Genomic DNA, 25113 nt, shown 5'->3' with positions numbered 1-25113 from the left:
GCCCTTTCCTACGTCATCGGCAGGCAATGCCTACAAGCGGCGCAGGGTGCGGCTCCTAAAGTGAATTGAAGTACAGCATGCCCTGCCTCTGATCTGTGGAGGTGGTGCTGCACAGCCGGTTGACGGGCGGGTGGTTTCCCGGCCGCGCGCAACCCGGCAAGCCTAGGAGACCCCATGAAACACACCGAAGACAGCCTGCACCACCACAGGCCCGAACCCAGCCCCTCCAAAGGGCAGGTGAGTGACCGCCCCGACAACGGATCGCGAAGCAGCCGCGGCGCCGGGCCCAGCTCGGGCTCACGGCGCGACAACCCGCACAGGCGCATCCGGCTGAGCGGCCACGCACGCTAGGCGCGTGTTTGGGTTCGCGCTGCCCTCGGCTTGCACCGCTGGGCCAAAAGCGCCAGCGATAGCGAAAAACCCCTACAGGCCTGAGAGAAGGCGTCTCATGCTGGCAAAGCCGCAGCCCCGGCTAAATGGAGTTCTGGCTGGCAGTCAATCCATTCGGCCAGTTTATTTTTCAAGACTTTCACCATCTTTCACATAAGGAAACAGACATGTTCGCATCCAAATTCAAACCTGCTGCCCTGACGGCCGTTGCCCTGGCCTCTTTGCTGGCGCTGGGCGCCTGCGGCAAGAAGGTTGAAGACACGGGCGCAACGCCTTCGTCGCCCGCCGTGACGACGCCTTCGACTCCGTCCACCACCACCACGCCGGATACCAGCTCGAGCAGCTCGAGCACCATGTCCGGCAGCAGCAGCACCGCAACGCCGTCCATGGGCGCCGCTTCGGATGCCAACTCCACGCCCCCTGCACCTGGCGCTCCTGCCAGCGCACCCGGCGTCAAGTAAATAGGTGAAGCGCGTACCGGCCTGAACTGGCCGGTGCGCCCTTGCTGAAAAGCTAAAAAAAAACCTGCAAGGCCTTGCGCCCTGCAGGTTTTTTTATGTGCGGTGAGCCCGTGCGGCCGACGCTCAGCCCCGCGCCACCGGGCGCGCCGGGTCGCTGCACCAGTCGCTCCAGCTGCCCGCATACAGCCCGCTGCGTCCCAGGCCGGCGATTTCCATCGCGATCAGGTTGGGAATGGCGCTCACGCCGCTGCCGCAGTGGTGCACCACGCTGGCGGGGTCGCGTCCCGCCAGCAGGGTTTCAAATTCGGCCTTGAGTTGGTCTGCCGGCTTGAACTTGCCGTCAGCCGCGATGTTCTGGCTGAAAGGCCGGTTCAGCGCGCCGGGGATGTGGCCGGCGACCGGATCCAGCGGCTCGACTTCGCCCTTGAAGCGCGGTGTGGCGCGTGCGTCGATCAGCGTCTGCGCCGGACGGCCGAGTTGTTGGGCCACGGTTTCGACCGACACCAGGCTTGCCTTTTCAGGCGCCAGAAGGAAGTTGGCCTGGAAGTGCGCCGGCTCTTCGCCGCTGTTGACCTTGCCGCCCGCCGCCTGCCAGGCTTGCAAGCCGCCGTCGAGCACGGCGACGTTTTCATGGCCGGCCCACTTGAGCATCCACCACAGGCGCCCGCAGTAGTTGGCGCCGTTGCGGTCATACACCACCGCCTGCATGTCGTTGCCAAAGCCCACGCTGGAAAGCCAGGTGGCGAATTTTTCGCGATTGGGCAGCGGGTGGCGCCCGCCCGAGGCGGGGGCGTCGGCGCCGCTGGCGGTGATCACGCCGTGGGCGCCCGCCACGCCGTGTTTGGCGCTCAGGGCTGTGTCGAGGTTGGCATACACCGCGCCCGGGATGTGCGAGGCCAGGTACTGCTCCTGCCCGGCGCTGGGCTTCATCAGGTCGAAGGTGCAGTCGAAGATGCGCAGCGGTTGGGCCGAGGCGACCAGCGCCTGCAACTGCTCGGCGGAGATCAGGGTGGTGTAGCTCATGAGGGGCTCCTTAGTGCTCTTCAGCGGGGGCGTTGGGTGCGGCACGGGCACGTAAAACGGTGGCGGCAATCGCGCTCACGATGATGAGCGCCATGCCGGCCCAGCCGATCAGGGGGATATTGTCGCCAAAGAGGATCAGGCTGTAGATGGCGGCAAACACAATACCCGAGTACTGCAGGTTGGCCACCATCAGCGTGCCGCCGTGGTTCTCGGACATGGAGTACGCCTTGGTCATGGTCAGCTGGCCCAGCGAGGCCAGGATGCCCAGGGGAGGCAGCCACAGCGCTTGCTGCCAGTTCCAGGGCGTGATGCCCATGACGATCATGCCCAGCGCGCCGGCTACGGCGGTGCCCACGGCAAAGTAAAACACGGTGCGCGTTTCGGGCTCGCCCATGCGCGCAATCGCCATCACCTGCATGTAGGCAAAGGCGGCGCCCAGGCCGGACATCAGGCCCACCAGCCCGGCAAAGGTCTGGTTCTGGTCGATGGCCGGTCGCAGCAGCATCACCACACCGATAAAGCTCGCGAGGATGGCCAGCACCAAAGGCCCCTGGCTCGGGCCTTTTTGCCCGGCCTTGCCCAGCATGAGCGCGCCGCCGACCAGGAAGGCGGCGATCCACACGCTGCTCATGTAGTTGAGCGTCATGGCGGTGGCCAGCGGCAAATGGGCAATCGCGTAAAACCAGGCCGACAGCGACATCACGCCGATCACGCTGCGCCAGGCGTGCATGGCGGGGTAGCGGGTGCGCAGGGTGATGCCCTGGGCGCGGGCGTAAATCGCCATGAACAGGATGCCGAGCACGCCGCGGTAGAAGACCAGCTCGGCGCTGTTGAAATGCTCCGACGCGTACTTGACGCAGACCCCCATCGTTGCAAAAAGAAACGAGGAGAGAATCATCCAGACAGCTTGCATGGCGCGGCGGGTTTTATAAGTAAAAAGTGCCTCTAGCCCAGAATGGACCTTGGCTTGCAGCTATCAAATACATAGCATGCGGCGTGCAGCGTTCAGTCAAATCAGATCATCTGCGTGGTTTTGCTGGCGCCCATCTCGCGGCGGTACCACTCGTGAAAGTGCTGCATGCCGTCTTCCATGGGGCTCTGGTAGGGGCCGAACTCGTTGTCGCCGCGCACCATCAGGGCCTTGCGGCCGGCGTCCATGCGCAGGGCGATCTCGTCGTCTTCCACGCAGGTTTCCATGTAGGCGGCCTGCTGCGCCTCGATGAACTCGCGCTCGAAGGCGCAGATTTCCTCAGGGTAGAAAAACTCGACCACGTTGAGCGTTTTGTCGGGCCCCTGCGGGTGCAGCGTGCTGACCACCAGTACATGCGGGTACCACTCGACCATCACGTGCGGGTAATACGTGAGCCAGATCGCGCCGTACTTGGGCGGCACGCCCTTGCGATACTGCAGCACCACGTCGTGCCATTTTTTGTAGGTGTCGGTGCCGGGCTTGCCCAGCTTGTCCGACACGCCCACGGTCTGCACCGAGTAATGGGGTTCAAGCTGCCAGCGCAGGTCGTCCGTGGTGACAAAGCCGCCCAGGCCGGGGTGGAAGGGGCCGACGTGGTAGTCCTCCAGGTAGACCTCGATAAAGGTTTTCCAGTTGTAGTTGCACTCGTGCAGGTGCACCTTGTCGAGCTGGTAGCCTGAAAAGTCGAGGTCGGCGTAGGTGGCCAGCTGCGACATTTCGGCGGCGACATCGCGGCCGGTGTCTTCAAACACCAGCCCGTTCCAGGTGGTGGTCTTGTAGCGGTTCAGGTTCAGGCAGGGGTCGATCTCGAAGTGCGGCGCGCCTATGAGTTCGCCTGCGGTGTTGTACGTCCAGCGATGCAGCGGGCAGACGATGTTGCTGCCGGTGTTGCCGCGGCCCTGCAGCATGGTCGACTGGCGATGCCGGCAGACGTTGGAGATCAGCTCGATGCCCGAGGCGTTGCGCACCAGCGCGCGGCCTTCGCCTTCGTGCGGCAGGGCGTAGTAGTCGCCCAGGTTGGGCACCGCCAGCTCGTGGCCGAGGTAGCGCGGCCCGCGCGCAAACAGCTTTTGCTGCTCCCGCTGGTACAGGCCCGCATCGAAGTAGCTGGAAATGGGGAGCTGGCTGGTGGCCTGCAGGAGGCGAAGGCTGAGATCAGACATGCGAATTTCGGTGAACATGCCGCCGCGCGGGGCTTTGGAAGCAGGTTGACAAGCGAGGGAAGCAGGCTGAGCGACAGCCCACGGATGAAAACAAGGCCGGTATCCCGCAGCGAGCTTCGCTGCTATCGAGAACTGTTATCAATTGTACCCGCGCGGGGGTAAATCGGGGGGCTTCAGGCCCTGTCACCGGATAATGTGACGATTGCATTTGCAACCCGGGAGCGCCGGGCCGGCAAAAAGCCCCCAACGGCCTAAAATCAGGCCTTCACCCGAAAAAACATGGCCAAAAGCTCAACCTCTTCCGCCTCCGCTCCCGCTGCTGCGCCAGCTTTGCCCGCAACGTACGAGGCCGCATTGCAGGAACTCGAAGGCCTGGTGGACAGCCTGGAGTCCGGCCAGTTGCCGCTGGACCAGCTGCTGACCGGTTACCAGCGCGGCGCGCAGCTGCTGAAGTTTTGCAAGGACAAACTCGAAGCCGTGGAAACCCAGATCAAGGTGCTCGAAGGCACGGAACTCAAGCCCTGGGCGCAAGAATAAGCGCACCCACCTGCCGCTGTTGTCTTTTCTGTCCCTCACCAACAAGAGACCCCGATTGAACGCCCCTGAAAAACTGCCCCTGTTCACGCTGAACGACTGGAGCGCAAAACAACTGGCCACTGTCGAGCAGGCTTTGTCCCGCTGGGTGGCTTGCCCCACCGATGCCCCCGCGCCCGCCGGCCTGGGCGACGCCATGCGCTACGCCGTGCTCGACGGCGGCAAGCGGCTGCGCCCGCTGCTGGTCATGGCGGCCTGCGAAGCTGTTGGCGGCAACGCTGCGGCGGCCTTGCGGGCGGCCTGCGCAGTCGAGCTGATTCACGCGTACTCATTGGTGCACGACGACATGCCCTGCATGGACAACGACGTGCTTCGCCGCGGCAAACCCACGGTGCACGTGAAGTTCGGCCAGGCGCAGGCCCTGCTGGCCGGTGACGCCTTGCAGGCGCTGGCCTTTGAATTCCTCACGCCTGACGATGAATCTGTCGACGCTGCCACGCAGGCGCGCCTGTGCCGCATGCTGGCCCAGGCTGCGGGCTTTCAGGGCATGGCCGGCGGCCAGGCAATTGACCTGGCCAGCGTGGGTATGCCCCTGAATTCGCAGCAGCTGCACGAAATGCACCGCCTGAAAACCGGCGCGCTGCTGGAGGCCAGCGTGATGATGGGGGCCGCTTGTGGCGCCGTCACACCCACCGTGCAAAACGCCTTGCGCGATTACGGCACCGCGGTCGGCCTGGCCTTCCAGGTGGTCGACGACATCCTCGACGTGACCGCCGACTCCGCCACGCTGGGCAAAACCGCCGGCAAGGACGCCGCGCAGGACAAGCCCACCTTCGTCTCGCTGATGGGGCTGGAGGCCTCGAAAGCCTATGCGCAGCAATTGCTGGCCAAGGCCCTGGCCAGCCTGGACGCCAGCGGGCTGGGCCGCACCGAAGCCTTGCGCGCGCTGGCCGACATGCTCGTCAACCGCCACCATTGATACCGGCCCGCACAGAACGCACAGCAAATCAGGGACAGAGGATCCGGCCTCGCCATAACAACGACACATACGATGTACTCATTGCTTGAAACCATCCACAGCCCCGCCGACCTGCGCCGGCTGCCCCGTGCCGAATTGAAACCGCTGGCCGACGAACTGCGCGCCTACGTGCTCGACAGCGTCTCGAAAACCGGCGGGCACCTGAGCTCCAACCTCGGCACGGTCGAGCTCACGGTGGCCTTGCATTACGTCTTCAACACGCCCGACGACCGCCTGGTGTGGGACGTGGGCCACCAGACCTACCCGCACAAGATCCTCACCGGCCGGCGCGAGCGCATGGGCAGCCTGCGCCAGTTTGGCGGCCTGTCGGGGTTTCCGCGCCGCGACGAAAGCGAGTACGACACCTTCGGCACCGCGCACTCTTCCACGTCGATCTCCGCCGCGCTGGGCATGGCGCTGGCCGCCCAGCAAAAGGGTGAAGACCGCCACGCGGTCGCCATCATCGGCGACGGCGCCATGAGCGCGGGCATGGCCTTCGAGGCCCTGAACAACGCCGGCGTGCACGACCACTGCAAGCTGCTGGTGGTGCTCAACGACAACGACATGAGCATCAGCCCGCCCGTGGGCGCACTCAACCGCTACCTCGCCCAGCTGATGAGCGGGCGCTTTTACGCATCCGCCAGGAACGTGGGCAAGCAGGTGCTGCGCGTGGCCCCGCCGCTGCTGGAGCTGGCCAAGCGCCTGGAGTCGCATGCCAAGGGCATGGTGGTGCCGGCCACGCTGTTTGAGAACTTCGGCTTTAACTACATCGGCCCCATCGACGGCCACGACCTCGAGTCGCTGGTGCCAACGCTGGAAAACATCAAGCACCTGATGGACACCAAGGGCGGCCCGCAATTCCTGCATGTGGTCACCAAAAAAGGGCAGGGCTACAAGCTGGCCGAAGCCGACCCCATCGCCTACCACGGCCCCGGCAAGTTCGACCCGGCCATGGGCCTGCAAAAATCCACCGCGCCTGCCAAGCAGACCTTCACCCAGGTCTTCGGCCAGTGGCTGTGCGACATGGCCGCGCAGGACAGCCGCCTGGTCGGCATCACGCCCGCCATGCGCGAGGGCTCGGGCATGGTTGAGTTTCACAGGCGTTTCCCGGAGCGCTATCACGACGTCGGCATCGCCGAGCAACACGCCGTGACCTTTGCCGCCGGCATGGCCTGCGAAGGCCTCAAGCCCGTGGTCGCGATTTATTCGACCTTCCTGCAGCGCGGCTATGACCAGCTGATCCACGATGTGGCGCTGCAAAACCTGCCTGTGGTGTTTGCGCTGGACCGTGCCGGCCTCGTCGGCGCCGACGGTGCTACGCATGCGGGCGCTTATGACATTCCCTTCCTGCGCTGCATTCCGAATATGGGCGTGGCCTGCCCCGCCGACGAACGCGAGTGCCGCAAGTTGCTGAGCTCGGCCTTTGCGCAAAACCACCCGGTTGCGGTGCGCTACCCGCGCGGCGCAGGCGCCGGTGTCGAGCCCGAAGCCGGGCTGGAGCCATTGCCCTTCGGCAAAGGTGAAGTCCGCCGCGAAGGCGCGGGCGTCGCCATCCTGGCCTTCGGTACGCTGCTGTACCCGGCCTTGCAGGCCGCCGAAAAGCTCGGCGCCACCGTGGTCAACATGCGCTGGGCCAAACCCCTGGACACCGAACTGCTGCTCAAGGTCGCCGCCAGCCACCAGGCCTTGGTCACCGTGGAAGAGGGCGCGATCATGGGCGGCGCCGGCAGCGCCGTCAGCGAGGCCCTGCAAGCCGCAGGCGTCGCCACACCGGTGCTGCACCTCGGCCTTAAAGACGAATTCATCGAACACGGCGACCCCGCCAAACTGCTGTCCCTTCAAGGCCTCGATGCCGCTGGCATCGAAGCGGCTGTTACGGCGCGGTTTGCGGCATTGCTGGGATCCGGAAAACCCGGCAAGCCGACACTCAAATCCGTCGCTTGAACTCTCAGCGCTCTTCGTAGCCGACCCTGGCGTCCACTTAGCACGGGCCTTTCGATACCTCAGGGCGAACGGAAAGAAGCGAGCGCGAAGGTTCCCCTTTCAGCATGGGCCGCGGGACTGGCTTTGCCAGACCGCAGGCTCAGTCCCCTGCAAGGGGAAAAGGGCTACACGCAGTGAGCCCGATAGGGGTGTGCCATTTTCGGCTTTGCCGGGCCGTAGGGCGGGCGGCCCCTCGGGGGCAGGGAGTTACGCGAAGCGAACGATAGTGGGGCTCTAGTTCTGCGGCCCCCTCGGGGGGCAGCGACCCACACGAAGTGGGGGAGCGTGGGGACCACATCTTCAGGTTCCTGTCAGCTCTTCAAGGGTTTACCCGCCCGGGTCCCACCCCCCTCATTTCTAGAATTCCCCAAGACCTGCAAAAGCGGTCTCCAGGTGCAAAACCTGGTTGCAGATTTCATTTTTCACACTTCGGAGTCAACCTGATGGATCGTCGTTCACTCATCAAACACGCGGGCGTTGCCGGCGTTCTGGCCGCAGGCGTTGCGCCAGCCGTTCACGCGCAGACCGCCGTTCGCTGGCGCCTGGCTTCCAGCTTTCCCAAATCGCTGGACACGATTTACGGCGGCGCCGAAACCTTTGCCAAACACGTCAAGGCCATTTCGGGCGGCAAGTTTGAAATCTCCGTCCATGCCGCCGGCGAGTTGATGCCCGCATTCGGCGTGGTCGACGGTGTGCAGCAAGGCTCCATCGAAGCAGCCCACACGGCGCCTTATTACTTCTTCGGCAAGGACGAAACCTTCGCCATCGGCGGCGCCATTCCCTTCGGCCTGAACAGCCGCCAGATGAGCGCCTGGACCTTCGAAGGCAACGGCCTGAAGCTCATGCGCGAGTTCTACGCCAAGTACAACATCATCAGCTTCCCTTGCGGCAATACCGGCGCGCAAATGGGCGGCTGGTTCCGCAAGGAAATCAAGTCGATTGCCGACATGAAAGGCCTGAAGTTCCGTGTCGGCGGCTTCGCCGGCAAGGTCATTGAGCGCCTGGGTGGCGTGCCGCAAAACATCCCCGGCGGCGAGATCTACCAGGCGCTTGAAAAAGGCACCATCGACGCCGCCGAATGGATCGGCCCCTACGACGACCAGAAGCTGGGCTTTAACAAAGTGGCGCCCAACTACTACTACCCCGGCTGGTGGGAGGGCGGCCTGCAGCTGGACCTGTACATCAACCAGAAGGCCTATGACGCGTTGTCACCAGAGTACAAAGCCATCGTGGAAGCCGCCAGCGCCGCCGCACACGTGGACATGCAGGCCAAGTACGACGCCAAGAACCCGACGGCCTTGAAGCAACTGGTGGGTGCGGGCGCCAAGCTGCGCCCCTTCCCGGCCGATGTCATGAACGCGGCTTTCAAGGAGTCCATGAAGCTGTACGAAGAGCTGTCGGCCAAAAACGAGAGCTGGCGCAAGGTCTACGCGGACTACTCCAAGTTCCGCGGCGACCAGAACCTGTGGTTCCGTTTCACGGAAGCCACCTTCGACCGCTTCATGCAAAGCCAGAAGCTCTGATACCACTCAGAAACGCGCCTGGCCGCAACCAAAAAACCGCCTCCAGGGGCGGTTTTTTTATGGGCGATCTACGGGTAAGAACGGGGTATCTTTGTGTAAAAGAATGACAAAGTATGCATGCTTCGCCAGTGTCCCGGGGGTCATGCGGCAGTTGCCACGCGTGCGGGGGACGTTGGCGGATCAATCCAAAACTCTATAACTATCAGGAGAGATAAGCCATGGATCGTCGCTCACTCATCAAAAATGCCGGTATCGCCGGCGTGCTGGCTGCCGGTGTGGCGCCCGCCGTTCATGCCCAGGCTGCCGTCCGATGGCGGCTGGCCTCGAGCTTTCCCAAATCGCTCGACACCATCTTCGGCGCGGCCGACGTGTTCGCCAAGGCCGTCAAGGCCATGTCCGGCGGCAAGTTCGAAGTGTCGGTCCATGCGGCCGGCGAGCTGATGCCCGCCTTTGGTGTGGTGGACGGCGTGCAGCAGGGCTCCATCGAGGCGGCTCATACCGCGCCTTATTACTTCTTCGGAAAGGACGAGACTTTTGCGCTGGGCTGCGCCATTCCCTTCGGCCTGAACAGCCGGCAGATGAGCGCCTGGATGATTGAAGGCAACGGCCTGAAGCTGATGCGCGAGTTCTATGCCAAATACAACATCGTCAATTTCCCCGGCGGCAACACTGGTTCGCAAATGGGCGGCTGGTACCGCAAGGAAATCAAGTCGCTCAAAGACATCAAGGGCCTGAAGATGCGCATAGGCGGCTTCGGCGGCAAGGTGCTGGAGCGCATTGGCGGCGTGCCGCAAAACATTCCCGGCGGCGAAATCTACCAGGCGCTGGAAAAGGGCACCATCGATGCCGCTGAATGGGTGGGCCCGTATGACGACCTGAAACTGGGTTTCAACAAGGTCGCGCCCTACTACTATTACCCCGGCTGGTGGGAGGGCGGTCCGGAGCTGGATTTTTTCATCAACAACAAGGCCTTCGAAGCGCTCACACCTGAAAACAAGGCCATTGTGGAGGCCGCCGCGGCCCAGGCCCATGGCGACATGCAGGCCAAATATGACGCCAAGAACCCTGGCGCGCTCAAGCAACTCGTCGGCGCCGGCACCAAGCTGCGCCCCTTCCCGACCGACGTGATGAACGCCGCCTTCAAGGAGTCGATGGCGCTGTATGAGGAGCTCAACGCCAAGAACGAAAACTGGAGGAAGGTTTACGCCGACTATTCCAAGTTCCGCGCCGAGCAGAACCTGTGGTTCCGCTTTACCGAGGCCACCTTCGACCGCTTTATGCAGGCACAGAAGCTGTAAGTGCCGCGGGCCTTTGGTGGCCTGTCAGCTTTCTGCAAGCCGCCTTCAAGAGGCGGCTTTTTTATTTTCAGGGCACTACGGGTAAAAACGGGGGGAATGTGAAACGAAAACTGACAAAATCTTTGGCTGACCTTCGCTTGGGGGCGCGGCCTTTACGGGGCGTGCTGGCTTGAGCGGTCCGGCCGGTCCCATATCAGGGGCCTGCACATTCGAAAACCTTTCAGGAGATAGCATTTTGGATCGTCGCTCACTCATCAAAAACGCTGGCATCGCCGGCGTTCTCGCTGCCGGTATCGCTCCTGCAGTTCACGCGCAGGCCACCATCCGCTGGCGCCTGGCTTCCAGCTTCCCAAAGCCGCTTGACACCATTTACGGCGGCGCCGAAGTGTTTGCCAAGAAGGTCAGCGACATGACGGGCGGCAAGTTCCAGATCAGCGTGCACGCAGCCGGCGAATTGATGCCCGCTTTCGGCGTGGTCGACGGCGTGCAGCAAGGCTCCGTGGAAATGGCCCACACCGTGCCTTATTACTATTTCGGCAAGAACGAAGCGTTCGCTATCGGCGCCGCGATCCCGTTCGGCATGAACTCGCGCCAGATGTCTGCCTGGATGTACGAAGGCAACGGCCGCAAGCTCATGAATGAGTTCTACGCCAAATACAACATCGTCAGCTTTCCCGGCGGCAACACCGGCACCCAGATGGGCGGCTGGTTCCGCAAGGAAATCAAGACCGTGGCCGACCTGAAGGGCCTGAAGTTCCGCATCGGCGGCTTTGCCGGCAAAGTGGTCGAGCGCCTTGGCGTCGTCCCCCAAAACTTGCCCGGCGGCGAAATTTACCAGGCGCTTGAAAAAGGCACGCTGGATGCCGCTGAGTGGGTGGGACCTTATGACGACCAGAAGCTGGGCTTCAACAAGGTCGCACCGTTCTACTACTACCCCGGCTGGTGGGAGGGCGGCCCTGAAGTTGACTTCTTCATCAACAACAAGGCCCTGGACGCACTGCCCGCAGAGTACAAGGCGATTGTCGAAGCGGCTGCCTCGCACGCCCACATCGACATGCAGGCCAAGTACGACGCCCGCAACCCGACCGCCCTGAAGCAGCTGGTAGGCGCCAAGACCAAGATCCTGCCTTTCCCCAAGCCCGTGCTCGACGCGTCGTTCAAGGCTTCGATGGAAATCTACGCAGAGCTGGCCGAGAAGAACCCCGACTGGAAGAAAATCTACGGTGACTACCGTGCCTTCCAGAAAGACCAGATCCTCTGGTTCCGCTTCGCCGAGTCGCGCTTCGACACCTACATGCAAGGCGTCACCCTGTAAGAGTTGCCCGCACAAGAAAAAACCGCGACGTGTCGCGGTTTTTTTTTCGCCTGAATCAGACGTCGGAACTCAGTACAGGCAGGGTGCCGCGGGACTGGCTTTGCCAGACCGCAGGCACCGCCCCCTGCAAGGGGGGAGTAGGCTACACGAAGTGAGCCTCAACGGGGGTGAGCCAATATCCGCCGCGGGACTGGCTTTGCCAGACCGCAGGCACCGCCCCCTGCAAGGGGGGAGTAGGCTACACGAAGTGAGCCTCAACAGGGGTGAGCCAATATCCGCCGCGGGACTGGCTTTGCCAGACCGCAGGCACCGCCCCCTGCAAGGGGGGAGGAGGCTACACGAAGTGAGCCTCAACGGGGGTGTGCTACCTAATACTACGGAAGGTTTTCAACTCGCTCACCAGGCGCTCAAACTCCGCCACCATCTCCGGCGACGAGGCGTAGAACACCGAGAACTTGCCCATCAGGGTGCGTACATAGAGGCGCGGCGCGATCAGCCACTCGAGGCCGCGCACGCGAATCAACTTGCCGTAGGCCAGTTCGCGCAATTCCATGTGTTTGTCCCACATCCAGGTTTGGTGCAAGCCTTGCTCATCCAGACGTGTCACGCTGCGCAGGATGCACCACCAGGTGTAGCCCACCAGCAGCAGGCCTGCGATGAACCAGCCGCCGGCCACCGATGCGCCCGAGGCCTTGCCGGCCAGCCAGGCTTGTATAAAGGCGGCGGACAGGGCCAGCACGATGACGGTGGCGAGGATCTTGAAGGTGGTGGAAAAGGCCTTGCCCGAGATGCTGCCGCCCTTCGGCGTGAACTTGAAAGGGGGCGGGCCGAAGTGGGTGTTGGGCGCGGGTGTGGGGTCCATGGCGTGCTCGTGGGGTGATGCGGGGAAGGGATGGTCACGGCCGGTGATGTTCAGGGTAGCAAAAAAAACGCCCCTCGCAAAAGGGGCGTTTGCACTTGCCTGAAATACGGGCGGCTTATTTGGTCTTGAACAGCTCGTCGACCTTTTTCTGCTCGTCGTCGGAGCTCAGCTCGGCCGGGGGCGCCAGGGGGTCGGTGCCTGCAGCGCCGCTGGCACCAAGTGTTGGCGGCGTTGCGCTTTCATCGACGGGTATTTCAATCTTGACCTTGTCCAGGTCGATAACTTCGGCCTTGTCGAGGAACATCGTCACCGTTTGCGGCACGAAGATCACGATGGTCACCAGGATCAGCTGCATCGCCACCCAGGGAATGGCGCCCAGGTAGATGTCGTTGGACTTGACCGGTTTGGGAATACGCCCCTCCTTGAACAGGGTGTCGGCGATCCCCCGTAAGTAAAAGAGCGCAAAGCCGAAGGGCGGGTGCATGAAGCTGGTTTGCATGTTCACGCACAGCAGCACGCCGAACCAGATCAGGTCGATGCCCAGCTTGTCGGCGACGGGGCCCAGCATCGGCAGGATGATGAAGGCGATCTCGAAGAAGTCGAGGAAGAAGGCCAGGAAGAAGATGAAGACGTTGACGGCAATCAGGAAGCCCGTCTGGCCGCCGGGCAGACCGCTGAGCATGTGCTCTACCCATTTCGCGCCGTCCACACCCTGGAACACCATCGAGAACACACGTGCACCGATCAGGATGAACACCACCATGGCGGTCAGGCGCATGGTGCCGCTCATGGCTTCCCAGATGAGCGCGCGCGTCAGGCGCTTGTGCATGGCCGCCAGGATCAGCGCGCCCACAACGCCCATGGCGCCGGCTTCGGTTGGCGTGGCGATGGCTTTGTCGATGCCGGGCAGGCCGCCCATGGAGCCCAGAACCGCAAAAATCAGGATGGCCGACGGGATGATGCCGCGCAGGCATTTGGCCCACAGCGCCCAGCCGTGCAGCGTACGCGCTTCTTTGGGAACGCCCGGCACATGGTGCGGCTTGAACACGCCGAGCATGAAGGTGTAGCCCGCAAAAATCAGCACCTGCAGGATGGAAGGGCCCCAGGCGCCCTTGTACATGTCACCGACAGAGCGGCCCAGTTGGTCGGCCATGACGATCAGCACGAGCGACGGCGGCACCAGCTGCGTGATGGTGCCCGAAGCAGCCAGCACGCCGGTGGCGTAACGCATGTTGTAGCCGTAGCGAATCATCACAGGCAGGGAAATCATTGCCATGGCGATCACCTGGCCAGCCACCGTGCCGGTGATGGCGCCAAGGATGAAGCCGACGATGATGACCGAGTAGCCCAGGCCGCCTTTGGCGGGGCCGAAGAGCTGGCCCATGGAGTCGAGCATGTCTTCAGCCAGCCCGCACTTCTCAAGGATGGCGCCCATGAAGGTGAAGAAGGGGATGGCCAGCAGCAGCTCGTTGGACAAAATGCCGAACATGTTGAGCGGCAGGTTGGACATGAAGCTGGCCGGGAACCAGCCCATCTCGATGGCGAGGAAACCGGAAGCCAGACCGAGCGCCGCCAGAGAGAAGGCGACGGGAAAGCCGATCAGCATGATCAGCACGAGGCCCGCGAACATGATCGGGGCGAAATTTTCCATTTGCATGGGGTAGTCCTGAAGGTGTTTTTATGGAGGCAAGCGATGCAAACGGATCACTGAACCGGTTTTTCGTAGTGCGTGTCCATCTCGTACTTCCCCTGGAGATAGCAAACGCGCTTGATGATTTCCGACAGGCCCTGCACAAACATCAGGCCAAAGCCCAAAGGCAGCAACAGCATCGCGGGCCAGCGGATCAGCCCGCCCGCATTGCCCGAGACTTCGCCGGAAACATACATGCTCATGAAGAGGGGCCAGCTCAGGTAGGCCATCAGGCCCATGACCGGCAGCAAAAAGAAGAGGAGGCCGAAGAGGTCGACATAGACCGGTCCGTTGCCCTTGAGCTTGCCGTAGATGATGTCGACCCGAACGTGTTCGTTGAGCTTGAGCACCACGGGGGCGCCCAGCATGACGGTGCCTGCAAACAGGTACCACTGGATTTCAAGCCAGCCGTTGGAGCTGATGTCAAGGCCGTAGCGGATAAAGGCATTGCCGGCAGAAATCAGCGCTGCAAGCAGCACTGTCCAGGCGGCGATCTTGCCCAGCCGCGTGGTCAGCCAGTCGTAGGCCAGTGCGAGTTTGAGGAGTGCGGACACAGGAGTCTCCGATCTGTTTTTTTGAATGAGAAAGTACCCACGCGGGGACGTCGAGGCATGAATGGTACGACGGATGCCGCCCGCTGCACTGAAGAAAGACTGACAAAAAATTTCCGGGTTTACCCTAGGGAATTAAGACTTGTGTCAGGCTTTCCGGCCCTTTTTTAGCCCACCGCCATGCCCTGGCCTGCGGTTACTTCTCCGATCACCGCCGCTTCAGCAAAGCCTTGGGCGTGAAAGATCGCCAGGACTTCGGAAGCGCTGTCCGCGCTGCAGGAAACCAGCAGGCCGCCCGAGGTTTGCGGATCGCTCAGCAAAGCCTTGTCAACATCGGCAAAACCGGTGGGCAAACTCACTTCCGCGCCATAGCTGGCCCAGTTGCGCCCGGATGCGCCGGTCACGCAGCCGCTCGCTGCGAGTTCGCGCACACCTTGGATGACGGGCACGCGTGCCCAGTCGAGCCGGACCTGAAGGCCCGCCCCGCGCGCCAGTTCAAGGCCGTGGCCCGCCAGGCCGAATCCGGTGATGTCGGTCAGCGCATGCACTCCTTCCATGCGCGCCAGCTCAATCCCCGGTTTGTTGAGTTGGGTGGTGAGGGCGATCATGCGGGCATAGCCCTCGGCGTCCAGCACTTCTTTCTTCAGCGCGGCCGACAGGATGCCGATGCCCAGCGGCTTGCCCAGCACCAGCACGTCGCCCGCCTGCGCGCCCGAGTTTTTCTTGACGCGCGAAGGATGCACCAGGCCCATCACCACCAGGCCGTAGATCGGCTCGACGGAGTCAATGGTGTGGCCGCCCGCAATCGGGATGCCGGCATCGCGGCACACATGCTGCCCGCCGCGCAGGATGGCGCCTATGGTTTCCAGCGGCAGCACGTTAATGGGCATGCCCACCAGGCCCAGCGCCATGATGGGCGTGCCGCCCATGGCATAGACGTCGCTGATCGCGTTGGTCGCGGCGATGCGCCCGAAGTCATAGGGGTCGTCCACGATGGGCATGAAGAAGTCGGTGGTGGCGATCAGCGCCTGCTCGTCGTTGAGCTGGTAGACGGCCGCGTCGTCGGCCGTTTCAATGCCGACCAGCAGCTGCGGCGGAATGTTCAGGCCCGGCAGGTTGCCGGAGTTTTTCAGGATGTCGCTGAGCACGCCGGGCGCGATCTTGCAGCCGCAACCGCCGCCGTGCGACAGGCTGGTCAGCCGGGGAGGAGTGATGGAGGATTTTGCGGAGGTATTCATGGGTTTGCCAGGTGGATTTGGCCTGAAGCGAAAGGAGGCACCCCGCAGTATCTCCCGGCCGGCCACGGCACCCTGGGGAACGGGCTAAAGCGCTATTTGCGGGCGGCTTCGCTATCCCTGTCCGCTTTCAGCTCGCCCTTGACCGCGTCATAGACAAACAGCCGTTTGGCCAGCCGCGGCTGGTAGTTGAGCATGTCGATCAGAAAGCTCAAGGCGCCCAGGTTGTTGCCCAGCCGGTCAAACATGCCGGCGACGCGCGCCTGTTGCTCGTCGATGTCCTGCTCAATCATCTTTTCCACCAGCTCGCGCATGTGCATCACGGCCAACGCGGCCTGCTCCAGTTCGAGGATGGACAGCACGCCCTGCATGCGTGCCAGCTGGCCGGGCACGACCGCCAGGATTTTTTTGTCGTCGGGCGTACGGAAAAACGCGTCCAGCGACCTTTCCAGGTCGGCCAGCGAAACGCGCAGCTCGTCTACCACGCTGACCATGGTCTGCTTGTCGTTGACGCTTTGGTAGAGCTGCTCCATCCAGGATTCGAGCGCTTGCGGTTGAGCGCCCGCCTGGGCGCTTTGCAGCCGCTCTGCAATCCTGGCGGTGCGCGTCCAGAGTTCCGGGTCGTTGGGGTCGAAATCGTCGAACACGGCTTCCAGGTAAAGCACGGCCGCCGCCACCTCCAGCGCCAGCTCGGGTGCAGGCGCCTGGCCGGAGGCCACCGTCGCGTCGATCACCCGCGACAGGGCGCGCGCCATCGGCTCGCTCGGCGGGTGCAGCTTCACCAGCGAATCCGACACCAGGCTGAACTGGTCCTTCAGCGACTTGAATTTGGTCAGGTCCCCGGCGGTGGCGGACGACCAGCTCTCCCTGGCCGAGGCGATGCGCTTGCGGGCCTGCGCAATCAGCGCCGGCGCAAAGCGGCCGAACTGGATCGCCTCATAGTCGACGGGCTTGACGCGCGACAGGCCGTAAGCGGCGCGCACCGCCGACAACACCGGCGCATCGGCAGACCGTACCGCCCTGGCCTGCGAACACATGAACAGCAGGTCCTGCGCAAGCCGGGCCGAGGCGTCCGTGCCCCGGTCCAGCCATACATACTGGAGCAGGATGCGCAAGGTGGCCCGCTTGACATACAGGTCGACCTTCAGGAGGCCCAGCGCCAGCGCCTCAAAAAAGCCGGCGGCAATTTTCCAGAACGTGCGGGGCTCGACACCTTTTTGCGCCGCGGCAAAACCGAGGCACACATCACTCAGGCTGCGCGCCGTTTCGGGGGCGGCCGTGCGGATCAGGTTGAGCATGAGCCGGTCGAGCAACTGCCTCGCGTCCTCGCCGTAAGGCCTGGCATCGACCGTCAACGTGACGTCCGGCTCTATCCAGCGCCATTCAAAAGCCCACAGGTCGGCCGGGTGAATGCGGTCGGCGCCGACCAGGTCCTGGATGTCGCGGTATTGCGGAAAGAGGGACACCGCCGACACCGGCTTGCCCGCCAGCACTTCTTCCAGGTAGTGGGTCAGGGAAAAACCGGCCAGCTCCATCTTGTTGGCGGCATCCTGCGTGCACAGGGCCGGTGACTGGATGAATTTCTGCACCGCCGATTCCATGGCACGCAGCATCAGCGCCGGCGCGTTCATGCCGACCATCTCCAGCGCGCCCAGCGACTGGTGCAACTGCTGGCGGGCCGTGCGCAACTGGCTTGCGTCCAGGGCCGCAAGATCGGAGTTGCTGACGGTTTCGGCCTCACGCACAAAACGCCGCAGCGCTTTCGATGCGCTTTCCAGCGAGGTTTTCAACTCGTCCAGAACCCAGGCCAGCGGCCCGAGGTCCAGCAGTGTCAGGTCCAGTTCTGCGGGGGAAGAGTCCAGGTCGTGTGCATGCATGGGATGGGCCGGTACGTGAATCAGAAAACAGACGACTGCGTTGGCGCGCAAAAAGAAAACGAAAGTTTGAGCGATTGCAGGGGCTGGCGCGATGAGGCTGTGTGAGTCTATCTGTCTCGCGTGAGATTCCAAAGCAATCAATCGAAACGGAAAGAATCCGTGGGGCGCTGCGCCCCTCTGCTATGGTTGGTTCTGCAGTGCCGATGGCCGGGGATGCCTGGCCATCCCGCATCACCGATGGTCTTACCGGATTTTTCTTTTGGCTTCATACGCTCAGCCCGATTCAACGCCCCGCCCCCTGCCGGACGGGGAGGCCGCCCTGATCGATTCACCGCGGGTGCGCAGCGCCGGCCCCGATGTGCTGTCGCTTGCCCTGATGGATGCGCGCAACCACAGCCTGCATCTTTTTGCGCAGTTCCAGCGCGTGCTTGAAAGCAGCGGCGCGCAGTCGCTGCAACGCCCCGATGTCAATCCTCCCTTGTGGGCGCTGGGCCATGTGGCCTGGTTCCAGGAGTGGTGGATAGGCCGCAACGTGCAGCGGGCCCTGGGCACGCGCTGCTCACCCACGCCGACCCGGCTTGCCTCCATCGAGCCCCACGCCGACCGCTGGTGGAATCCGGAGGCCGCGCCGCGGGCCGGGCGCTGGTCGCTGGACTTGCCGGACATGGCCGCCTGCCGCGCCTACCTGCTCGACACGCTGGAGGGCACGCTCGACCTGCTCGGCAAGGCCGGCACGGCAAGCCACGATGCCTTGTACTTCTACCGGCTGTGTCTTTTTCATGAGGACATGCGCGCCGAAGCCATGGCCCGCGCCGCACAGGTGCTGGGCCTTGCGCTGGACAAACCGCTGCAGGCGGCTTTCACGCCGCGGCCCATGGCACTGCGAGAGCCCCTGCTGGTTCCGGCCACGGTCTGGCAGATGGGCAGTGCGCCCGGCGCGGATGCCGGCTTTGCCTTTGACAACGAAAGGGCGGTGCACGCCGTGAGCGTGCCCGAGTTCGAGATCGACGCCCAGCCCGTGACCTGGGCGCAGTACGTGGAGTTTGTGGGGGACGGCGGCTATGACCGCGAGGAGCTCTGGCACCCCGACGGCTGGCGCTGGCTGCAGGAGCAGGCCGCCGCCGAGGGCCGGCGCGGGCCGCGGTATGTCGACCAGATCGGCATCACCAGCGGCGCGGTGATACAAAACCGCTTCGGCGTGCCTTGCCGCATGCAGGCCAGCCAGCCGGCCTTGCACGTCAGCTGGTGGGAGGCCGATGCCTGGTGCCGCTGGGCCGGGCGCCGCCTGCCGGCTGAAGTCGAATGGGAGCTGGCGGCCCACACCGCCGCACGCCGCGGTTTTTACTGGGGTGACGTGTGGGAGTGGATGGGCACCACCTTCGGTCCCTACCCGGGCTTTTCGCCCGACCCGTGGCAGCGTTATTCCTTGCCCTGGTTCGGCACGCACAAGGTGCTGCGCGGCGCCTCGTTTGCCACGCGTGCGCGCATGAAAAACCCGAAACACCGCAGCTTCATGCTGCCGGGGCGTGACGACACGTTTTGCGGCTTCCGCTCCTGCGCGCTATAAAAAACATAGCGATACCTCCAGGCGGCACCTGGGCTAGAGCACGTTTTTGTCTGATTTTTCCTTGCGGTAGGTCCACCACGGCAGGGTGGCGCGCAATGACAGCACCTTGCCGCCTTGCGCCAGCTCGCCGCTGTAGCCGGGCAATCCTTCCAGCGTGGTTTGCCAGTCGCGGCTTTGCAGCTCCTTGAGCAGCGCCTGCACCTGCGGCGTGGGCAGCTCGGACTTCAGGCACACCAGGTGGTAACGCTCCTGGGCCAGCGGGATGAAGCTCAAGCCTTTTTCGCGCGCCGCCGTTTCAATGCCCAGGCCCGCATCCGCCGCATTGCCGGCAATCGCTTGCGCGACGGCCGAGTGCGACGGCTCCTGGCTCTCGTATCCCTGGATGCCGGAGGCTTCTACACCGGCCTTGCCCAGCAGTTCGTCCAGCAGCACGCGCGTGCCGGTGCCCTCGGCCCGGTTGACGTAGCGCACGCCGGGCCGCGCCAGATCGGCGATGCCGGCAATGCCCAGCGGATTGTTTTTGGCAACGATGAGGCCCTGCGTGCGATGGGCAAAGCCGATCAGCTTGTGCAGCCCGGGCTTGAGCAGGTTGCGGTAAGTCTGTGCGGTAACGGATTGGCTGCCGGGCTGGTCCAGTGTGTGAAAGCCGGCCATCATGCAGCGCCCCGCGTTCAGCGCCGCGATGGCGTCGACGCTGCCCATGAAGCGGATGTCCAGGTGCAGCCCGCGCGGGCTGGCCTGGTCGCGCAGGGCCGTGAGCGCCGCGTCGTGGCTGGCGTACATCGTGAGCACGTGGGCGTTGTCGTCGAAGGCGGTGGAAAACGCGCGTTCGATGTCGCCGCGCAAGGCCTCGATCTGCGGCGCCAGCCGGGCCTGCGCCTGCCGCTCGGCCCACAGCAGCTTCTCGCCGAATTCGGTGAGCCGCGCGCGCTGGCCCTTGTCCCAGACGATCAGCGTGCGTCCCAGCGTCTGCTCCCAGCCCTTGAGCGCGCCCCACACATGCCGGTACGAGAGATCAAGCGCCTTGGCCGCTTTGGAGATCGAGCCCTGTTCGCGTACGGCATGGAGCAAATCCATCAGCGGGTTGCGTATCAGGGTGTTTTTGCCGCGCTGTGGTGTGAGCAGGTAAGAGAGTTCTACTTTATGCATGGCAAAGACAGTAAGTGCACTGATTATGAGTGCATCGGTCAGCAGGGAAGGGCCGGCGATATGCCGCGAAGGATGGGTTTGCCAACCTATGCAAACCGATTCATAGCGATGATTCCCAATGCAAATCAAGGACTTAGGCCCTAGGCTACAGTCCTGCGCAACCGCTCCCCCCATGAACACCTTCTCCGACAGCGCCGCCACGGCCCTCACCCTCATCACCTCGCTTGATCCCATGCTGGCCAGCATCGTCGCCCGGTCGCTGGCCGTGAGCGCCTCCGCCTGCGTGATCGCCTGCGGCGCCGGCCTGCTGCTGGGCGCATGGCTGGGCGTGTCGCGCTTTCGCGGCCGGGGCGCCGTGCTGGCGTTGCTCAACACCGCGCTGGCCCTGCCGTCGGTGGTGGTCGGGCTGGTGGTGTACCTGCTGCTGTCGCGAAGCGGGCCGCTGGGTTTTCTGGGCTGGCTGTTTTCCTTCAAGGCCATGGTGCTGGCGCAAGCCGTCCTGGTGCTGCCGGTCGTCACCGCGCTGGTGCGCCAGACGATTGAAGACGCCGAACGATCCCATGGCGAGCAATTCCAGTCGCTGGGCGCGGGCCGTTTTGTGCGCGGCCTGATTCTTTTGTGGGACGAGCGTTACGCCTTGCTCACGGTGCTGATCGCCGCCTTCGGCCGCGCCATTTCAGAAGTCGGCGCGGTGATGGTGGTGGGCGGCAATATCGACGGCTTCACGCGCGTGATGACCACCTCCATCGCGCTGGAAACCAGCAAGGGCGATTTGCCGCTGGCGCTGGCCCTGGGCATCGTCTTGCTGGGCGTGGTGCTGGTGCTGAACATCCTGATCGCGGGGGTGCGGCGCTGGCGCGAGCGATTCGACGACCGCGTGCCCGAGATGGCCGCCGGCATTGCCACGCGCGGAGGCCCGGCATGACGCAGGTCTTCAACCTGCACGGCATCGACGTGCGATTCGGCCAGGTGCATGCGCTCAGCGATTGTTCGCTGCGCATCAAGGCCGGGGAACGGCTGGCGCTGGTGGGCGCCAACGGCAGCGGCAAAAGCACGCTGCTCAGAACCCTCAACGGCCTGGTGCGGCCCGCGGCCGGCAGCTTCCAGCATGACGTCCAGGCGCGGCAGGCCATGCTGTTCCAGCGGCCCTACATGCTGCGCACCAGCGTGCTCAACAACGTCGCCCTGGGCCTGTGGCTGGGCGGTGTGCGCTGGGCGGATGCGAAGGCGAGCGCGTTGGCCGCGCTGGAGCGTGTGGGGCTGGAGCACCTGGCCACGCGCAACGCCAAGGCCCTGTCGGGCGGCCAGCAGCAGCGTGTGGCGCTGGCGCGGGCCTGGGCGCTGAAGCCGCAGGTGCTGCTGCTCGACGAGCCCACCGCCAGCCTGGATCCGACGGCCAAACGCGAGGTCGAGCGCCTGATGGCCGAGTTTGCGGATGCCGGCATGACGCTGATTTTCAGCAGCCACAACCTGGGCCAGGTCAAGCGCCTGGCCAGCCGCGTGATTTACCTGGAGCAAGGCCGGCTGCTGGCCGACTTGCCGACAGCGGATTTTTTCAACGGCCCCATTCCCGCGGAAGCGGAAGCATTTTTAAAAGGAGAGCTTGCATGAACAGCCTGAATGCCATGTCCAGAATTTTGAGACAAATCAGGGCTATGGCCCTTGTCCCGCTTGCACTTTGTGCTACGTTTTCGATAGCACAAACAAATCCGATCGTGATGGCTTCGACCACCTCGACCGAGCAGTCCGGCCTCTTCACCTACTTGTTGCCCGAGTTCAAAAAGGCCGCCGGCATCGACATCAAGGTGGTGGCGGTCGGCACCGGCCAGGCCATCGACATGGGCCGCCGCGGCGACGCCGACGTGCTCTTTGTGCACGACCAGGTGGCCGAAGAAAAAGTCGTGGCCGAAGGTTTTGCCGTCAAACGCTTTCCGGTCATGTACAACGACTTCGTACTGATCGGCCCCGCCGCCGACCCCGCCAAAACCAAAGGCAAGGACATCGTGGAGGCGCTGAAAAAGCTCAACGCGGCGAATGCCAATTTCGTCTCGCGCGGCGACAAGAGCGGTACGCACGCCGCCGAGCTGCGTTACTGGAAAGCAGCCGGTGTTGAAACGCCCGGCGACAAACCCGCATTTGCCAACTACAAGGCCTGCGGCTGCGGCATGGGTCCGGCCCTCAACATCGCGGCCAGCAGCGGCGGCTATGTGCTGGCCGATCGCGGCACCTGGCTCTCCTTCAAGAACCGCGGCGACCTGGCCGTGCTGGTCGAAGGCGACACCAAGCTGTTCAACCAATACGGCGTGATGGTGGTGAACCCCGCCAAGCACCCGCAGACCAAAGTGGTGGAAGCGCAGAAGTTTGTGGACTGGGTGATTTCGCCCGCCGGCCAGAACGTGATTGCGGGCTACAAAATTAACGGCGAGCAGCTCTTCTTTCCAAATGCCACGAAATGAGCTCCCCCCTGCCCAGGCTCACTGCGTGTAGCCTGTCCTCCCCCCGGGGGGACGGTGATATTGGCACACCCCCGTCCAAGCTCACTGCGTGTAGCTTGTTCCCCCCTCGAGGGGGCGGCGCTAGCGGTCTGGCCAAGCCAGTCCCGCGGCGCCTGCTGGTATGGGTTGCTTCGGCGGTGGTTGTTTTTTCAGGAGGCTTGAATATGGCGCACGCCCAGTCGTCCGCACCAGCTTCCGCCGATCCCGCGCCGCTGCGCGTGTACGCGGCGGGCAGCCTGCGCGAGGCGCTCACCGAAACAGCACGCGCCTACGAAACCCGCACGGGCATCAAAACCCAGCTGACCTTCGGTGCCTCGGGCCTGCTGCGCGAACGCATTGAAAAAGGCGAACCGGCGCAGGTGTTTGCTTCGGCCGATACGCAGCATCCCGAGCGCCTGTTTGACGCGGCGGGCAGTGCGTGGGCACAACCCACGATGTTTGTGCGCAACCAGTTGTGCGCGCTGGCCGTGCCGCAGCTCAAGGCCGATTCGGGCAAGCTGCTTGCGCTGATGCTGGACCCGGCCGTCAAGCTCGGTACTTCCACGCCCAAGGCCGATCCGTCAGGCGACTACGCCTGGGAAGTGTTCCGCAAGGCCGAGGCGCTCAAGCCCGGCGCCTACGCGGCGCTGGACGCCAAGGCGCTCAAGCTCACCGGTTCGCCCGAGACACCCCAGCCTCCGGCCGGCCGGGGAGTGTATGAGTGGCTGATCAGCGAAGGGCGGGCGGATCTTTTCCTGACTTACTGCACCAATGCGGTGGCGGTTCGCAAAGACGTGCCCAGTGTGAACATCGTGCAGATGCCGGTCGCCTTGCAGGTGAGTGCTGCTTATGGGTTGACGGCGCGCCGTGGTGATGAGGCGGCTGCGAAGTTTGCTGCTTATCTTCTGACGCCGGAAGCACAAGACGTGTTTCGGCGGTTTGGGTTTGGGGCGCCTTGAAATCCATGAGCCTGGTTATGTTCTGGCGGTTTGCTTTTTGCTGAGGCTGGCTGGCCGGGGGTTGCCCGGCGGCAAGTAACTTTCTTTTGCTTCGCCAAAAGAAAGTCACCAAAGAAAAGGCGACCCTGCTGGCTGTGTCCCTACGCTTCGCTACGGGCAACCTGCGGTGCTCGATTCAGGCGGGGTCTCGCTAAACTCGCCTTCGGCTCAAACAACACGATCCCTGATCCGCCTGAATCTCCGCTCCTCGGCACATCCAGAAGGGGGTGGGGAAAAAAAATACCCAACAGCCGAATACCTGAAGAAACAAGGACTCGCCACGGCGAGTCCTTGTTGTATTTGTCTTTGGTATTTGTCCCCGCTCCCGATTGCCCCTTGTGGATGCGCCGAGGAGCGGAGGGCCAGACGGATCAGGGCAAAAACTTGTTTGAGCCGAAGGCGAGTTGTTTTTGACCCCGGCTGGGCTGAGCACCGCAGGTTGCCCGTAGCGAAGCGAAGGGACGCAGGAACCAGGGTCGCCTTTTCTTTTGCTTACTTTACTTTTGGCGAAGCAAAAGAAAAGTGAGTTGCCGCCGGGCAATCCCCGGCCAGCAGCCCTCAGCAAAAAACACAACGACAGAACATGAATCGGCCAAAAAACCGTGTACATATAATCTCGCTGTGCCGCACCATCCCTCAACCCGCCCATCACTCACGATGTGGACTCGCCTCGCCACCTGGCTGAGTTTCCTCGCCGTGGCGGCGGCCTTGTGGGCGCCGGTGTCCATGCTGGCGCAGGATGTGCGCACCGGCAAGCTGGGTGGTGTTTGCAGCGTCAACACCTTTGAGGCGGCTTCCGCCGACGGCAGCGGCGCCGCCGGCAACGATGCCGGGCAGTCGGGCATGCGCTGCGACCTCTGCGGCTCCCTCGCGCTGGTGTTGCCGGCGCTGCCCGAAGCGGCGGAACCGTGCTTTGCCGGCAACGAAGTGGTTGCCGCCGACTTCCCTGCGGCCACCAGCGCCGCCATACCCGGGCTGCCTTTCAGCCGCGGGCCCCCTGCACTTTGAACTGAACCGCTTCTCGCCCCGGGG

23 protein-coding genes are annotated in these 25113 nt (G+C 63.6%); 14 read left to right on the top strand and 9 right to left on the bottom strand.

Going from position 1 to position 25113, the window contains the following annotated elements; genetic code table 11:
* Positions 1-174 precede the first annotated feature (174 nt).
* The gene (locus DT070_RS21160) at positions 175-351 is read left to right on the top strand and encodes a hypothetical protein (protein WP_153976309.1); all 177 of its coding nucleotides are present in this window, start codon (positions 175-177) and stop codon (positions 349-351) included.
* Positions 352-557: 206 nt separating this feature from the next.
* Positions 558-851 (top strand): hypothetical protein, encoded by a 294-nt coding sequence (locus tag DT070_RS00395; RefSeq protein ID WP_153976310.1) that lies wholly within the window; start codon positions 558-560, stop codon positions 849-851.
* Positions 852-974: 123 nt separating this feature from the next.
* Here the strand turns inward: DT070_RS00395 and DT070_RS00390 are convergent, their stop codons facing one another.
* From DT070_RS00390 to DT070_RS00380, 3 genes are all read right to left on the bottom strand, one after another.
* Positions 975-1874, bottom strand: a complete 900-nt coding sequence (locus DT070_RS00390) for a sulfurtransferase (protein WP_122953624.1) — start codon at positions 1872-1874, stop codon at positions 975-977.
* Positions 1875-1884: 10 nt separating this feature from the next.
* Positions 1885-2787 (bottom strand): DMT family transporter, encoded by a 903-nt coding sequence (locus tag DT070_RS00385; protein WP_122953623.1) that lies wholly within the window; start codon positions 2785-2787, stop codon positions 1885-1887.
* A 101-nt stretch (positions 2788-2888) separates the two neighbouring features.
* Entirely contained in the window at positions 2889-4007 is a 1119-nt protein-coding gene (locus DT070_RS00380; RefSeq protein ID WP_122957174.1) for an aromatic ring-hydroxylating dioxygenase subunit alpha, read from the bottom strand.
* A 279-nt stretch (positions 4008-4286) separates the two neighbouring features.
* Between DT070_RS00380 and DT070_RS00375 the strand changes: the two genes are divergently transcribed.
* From DT070_RS00375 to DT070_RS00350, 6 genes are all read left to right on the top strand, one after another.
* Complete coding sequence (locus tag DT070_RS00375) at positions 4287-4544, top strand: exodeoxyribonuclease VII small subunit (RefSeq protein WP_122953622.1); 258 nt, start codon at positions 4287-4289, stop codon at positions 4542-4544.
* A 55-nt stretch (positions 4545-4599) separates the two neighbouring features.
* Positions 4600-5520: a polyprenyl synthetase family protein gene (locus DT070_RS00370; RefSeq protein WP_122953621.1), complete on the top strand. Its 921-nt coding sequence runs from the start codon at positions 4600-4602 to the stop codon at positions 5518-5520.
* A 72-nt stretch (positions 5521-5592) separates the two neighbouring features.
* Positions 5593-7503: a 1-deoxy-D-xylulose-5-phosphate synthase gene (gene dxs / locus DT070_RS00365; RefSeq protein ID WP_122953620.1), complete on the top strand. Its 1911-nt coding sequence runs from the start codon at positions 5593-5595 to the stop codon at positions 7501-7503.
* Between the two features lie 482 nt (positions 7504-7985).
* The gene (locus tag DT070_RS00360; RefSeq protein WP_122953619.1) at positions 7986-9065 is read left to right on the top strand and encodes a TRAP transporter substrate-binding protein; all 1080 of its coding nucleotides are present in this window, start codon (positions 7986-7988) and stop codon (positions 9063-9065) included.
* A gap of 218 nt (positions 9066-9283) precedes the next feature.
* Positions 9284-10363 carry a TRAP transporter substrate-binding protein gene (locus DT070_RS00355; protein ID WP_122953618.1) on the top strand — a complete coding sequence of 360 codons (1080 nt, stop codon included), beginning with the start codon at positions 9284-9286 and terminating at the stop codon, positions 10361-10363.
* Positions 10364-10598: 235 nt separating this feature from the next.
* Positions 10599-11678, top strand: coding sequence for a TRAP transporter substrate-binding protein (locus DT070_RS00350; protein WP_122953617.1), 1080 nt, complete (start codon positions 10599-10601; stop codon positions 11676-11678).
* Positions 11679-12042: 364 nt separating this feature from the next.
* Here DT070_RS00350 and DT070_RS00345 read toward each other — a convergent pair whose 3' ends face one another.
* From DT070_RS00345 to DT070_RS00325, 5 genes are all read right to left on the bottom strand, one after another.
* Positions 12043-12540 carry a hypothetical protein gene (locus tag DT070_RS00345; RefSeq protein WP_122953616.1) on the bottom strand — a complete coding sequence of 166 codons (498 nt, stop codon included), beginning with the start codon at positions 12538-12540 and terminating at the stop codon, positions 12043-12045.
* A gap of 115 nt (positions 12541-12655) precedes the next feature.
* Positions 12656-14197, bottom strand: coding sequence for a TRAP transporter large permease subunit (locus DT070_RS00340; RefSeq protein ID WP_122953615.1), 1542 nt, complete (start codon positions 14195-14197; stop codon positions 12656-12658).
* Positions 14198-14244: 47 nt separating this feature from the next.
* Positions 14245-14784 (bottom strand): TRAP transporter small permease subunit, encoded by a 540-nt coding sequence (locus DT070_RS00335; protein WP_122953614.1) that lies wholly within the window; start codon positions 14782-14784, stop codon positions 14245-14247.
* A gap of 164 nt (positions 14785-14948) precedes the next feature.
* A complete protein-coding gene (selD, locus tag DT070_RS00330) occupies positions 14949-16019 on the bottom strand; it encodes a selenide, water dikinase SelD (protein ID WP_122953613.1) in 1071 nt (356 codons plus the stop codon).
* A gap of 92 nt (positions 16020-16111) precedes the next feature.
* Complete coding sequence (locus DT070_RS00325) at positions 16112-17893, bottom strand: hypothetical protein (protein WP_122953612.1); 1782 nt, start codon at positions 17891-17893, stop codon at positions 16112-16114.
* A gap of 259 nt (positions 17894-18152) precedes the next feature.
* Here DT070_RS00325 and senA point away from each other — a divergent pair, with 259 nt between their 5' ends.
* The gene (gene senA / locus DT070_RS00320) at positions 18153-19460 is read left to right on the top strand and encodes a selenoneine synthase SenA (RefSeq protein ID WP_369973904.1); all 1308 of its coding nucleotides are present in this window, start codon (positions 18153-18155) and stop codon (positions 19458-19460) included.
* A 33-nt stretch (positions 19461-19493) separates the two neighbouring features.
* Here senA and DT070_RS00315 read toward each other — a convergent pair whose 3' ends face one another.
* Complete coding sequence (locus DT070_RS00315) at positions 19494-20609, bottom strand: substrate-binding domain-containing protein (protein WP_122953611.1); 1116 nt, start codon at positions 20607-20609, stop codon at positions 19494-19496.
* Between the two features lie 172 nt (positions 20610-20781).
* Here DT070_RS00315 and DT070_RS00310 point away from each other — a divergent pair, with 172 nt between their 5' ends.
* The 5 genes from DT070_RS00310 (at position 20782) to DT070_RS00290 (ending at position 25089) form a co-directional block, all read left to right on the top strand.
* Positions 20782-21534, top strand: coding sequence for an ABC transporter permease (locus tag DT070_RS00310; RefSeq protein ID WP_122953610.1), 753 nt, complete (start codon positions 20782-20784; stop codon positions 21532-21534).
* Positions 21531-22220, top strand: coding sequence for a phosphate ABC transporter ATP-binding protein (locus tag DT070_RS00305; RefSeq protein ID WP_122953609.1), 690 nt, complete (start codon positions 21531-21533; stop codon positions 22218-22220). Before DT070_RS00310 ends, DT070_RS00305 begins: the two co-directional genes overlap by 4 nt.
* Positions 22221-22327: 107 nt before the next feature.
* On the top strand, positions 22328-23065 hold the full coding sequence (locus DT070_RS00300) for an extracellular solute-binding protein (protein ID WP_228778621.1): 738 nt from the start codon (positions 22328-22330) through the stop codon (positions 23063-23065).
* Between the two features lie 203 nt (positions 23066-23268).
* Complete coding sequence (locus tag DT070_RS00295; protein ID WP_122953607.1) at positions 23269-24042, top strand: molybdate ABC transporter substrate-binding protein; 774 nt, start codon at positions 23269-23271, stop codon at positions 24040-24042.
* A 696-nt stretch (positions 24043-24738) separates the two neighbouring features.
* The gene (locus tag DT070_RS00290; protein WP_122953606.1) at positions 24739-25089 is read left to right on the top strand and encodes a DUF2946 family protein; all 351 of its coding nucleotides are present in this window, start codon (positions 24739-24741) and stop codon (positions 25087-25089) included.
* The last annotated feature ends 24 nt before the right edge of the window (positions 25090-25113 follow it).

It is taken from the genome of Polaromonas sp. SP1, from assembly GCF_003711205.1.
GTDB lineage: Bacteria > Pseudomonadota > Gammaproteobacteria > Burkholderiales > Burkholderiaceae_C > Polaromonas.
Note: the sequence above shows the minus strand (reverse complement) of the source record. Positions and strands in the feature narration are given on the sequence as shown.

Bases quoted from the DNA above. Each gene is read 5' to 3' on its own strand.
- DT070_RS00340 (WP_122953615.1), bottom strand. From the start codon at position 14,197: ATGCAAATGGAAAATTTCGCCCCGATCATGTTCGCGGGCCTCGTGCTG.
- DT070_RS00300 (WP_228778621.1), top strand. From the start codon at position 22,328: ATGGCTTCGACCACCTCGACCGAGCAGTCCGGCCTCTTCACCTACTTG.
- selD (WP_122953613.1), bottom strand. From the start codon at position 16,019: ATGAATACCTCCGCAAAATCCTCCATCACTCCTCCCCGGCTGACCAGC.
- DT070_RS00325 (WP_122953612.1), bottom strand. From the start codon at position 17,893: ATGCATGCACACGACCTGGACTCTTCCCCCGCAGAACTGGACCTGACA.
- DT070_RS21160 (WP_153976309.1), top strand. From the start codon at position 175: ATGAAACACACCGAAGACAGCCTGCACCACCACAGGCCCGAACCCAGC.
- DT070_RS00290 (WP_122953606.1), top strand. From the start codon at position 24,739: ATGTGGACTCGCCTCGCCACCTGGCTGAGTTTCCTCGCCGTGGCGGCG.
- DT070_RS00380 (WP_122957174.1), bottom strand. From the start codon at position 4,007: ATGTCTGATCTCAGCCTTCGCCTCCTGCAGGCCACCAGCCAGCTCCCC.
- DT070_RS00360 (WP_122953619.1), top strand. From the start codon at position 7,986: ATGGATCGTCGTTCACTCATCAAACACGCGGGCGTTGCCGGCGTTCTG.
- DT070_RS00315 (WP_122953611.1), bottom strand. From the start codon at position 20,609: ATGCATAAAGTAGAACTCTCTTACCTGCTCACACCACAGCGCGGCAAA.
- DT070_RS00305 (WP_122953609.1), top strand. From the start codon at position 21,531: ATGACGCAGGTCTTCAACCTGCACGGCATCGACGTGCGATTCGGCCAG.
- dxs (WP_122953620.1), top strand. From the start codon at position 5,593: ATGTACTCATTGCTTGAAACCATCCACAGCCCCGCCGACCTGCGCCGG.
- DT070_RS00375 (WP_122953622.1), top strand. From the start codon at position 4,287: ATGGCCAAAAGCTCAACCTCTTCCGCCTCCGCTCCCGCTGCTGCGCCA.
- DT070_RS00355 (WP_122953618.1), top strand. From the start codon at position 9,284: ATGGATCGTCGCTCACTCATCAAAAATGCCGGTATCGCCGGCGTGCTG.
- DT070_RS00345 (WP_122953616.1), bottom strand. From the start codon at position 12,540: ATGGACCCCACACCCGCGCCCAACACCCACTTCGGCCCGCCCCCTTTC.
- DT070_RS00390 (WP_122953624.1), bottom strand. From the start codon at position 1,874: ATGAGCTACACCACCCTGATCTCCGCCGAGCAGTTGCAGGCGCTGGTC.
- DT070_RS00295 (WP_122953607.1), top strand. From the start codon at position 23,269: ATGGCGCACGCCCAGTCGTCCGCACCAGCTTCCGCCGATCCCGCGCCG.
- DT070_RS00385 (WP_122953623.1), bottom strand. From the start codon at position 2,787: ATGCAAGCTGTCTGGATGATTCTCTCCTCGTTTCTTTTTGCAACGATG.
- DT070_RS00395 (WP_153976310.1), top strand. From the start codon at position 558: ATGTTCGCATCCAAATTCAAACCTGCTGCCCTGACGGCCGTTGCCCTG.
- DT070_RS00310 (WP_122953610.1), top strand. From the start codon at position 20,782: ATGAACACCTTCTCCGACAGCGCCGCCACGGCCCTCACCCTCATCACC.